Origin of the sequence: Paracoccus sp. S4493 (assembly GCF_000967735.1) — a bacterium.
Taxonomy (GTDB): Bacteria; Pseudomonadota; Alphaproteobacteria; order Rhodobacterales; family Rhodobacteraceae; genus Paracoccus; species Paracoccus marcusii.
In genome coordinates, this window is the sequence record NZ_JXYF01000478.1 from 1 (window position 1) to 214 (window position 214).

The following is a 214-nucleotide window of genomic DNA, read 5'->3' on the forward strand; positions in this document are numbered from 1 at the left end:
GTCCGGCCCGACCCCATCAGGCCGTACAGCGCCAAGATCTCGCCCTCGTGCAGATCGAAGCTGACGTCCCGGACACCGCGATCGGCGGCAAGACCCGCGACCGACAGCAGGCGGCGCGCCTGCGGGGTGTTCTCCTTGACGAATTCCTCGGTCAGGGGGCGGCCCACGACCAGCTGGATCAGGTGGTCCTTGTCGATGTCGGCCAGGCTGCCCG

General features: G+C 69.2%; 1 pseudogene. It reads right to left on the reverse strand.

Going from position 1 to position 214, the window contains the following annotated elements:
* Positions 1 to 214, reverse strand: a pseudogene (locus tag TW83_RS21575) (D-xylose ABC transporter ATP-binding protein); the annotation flags it as partial.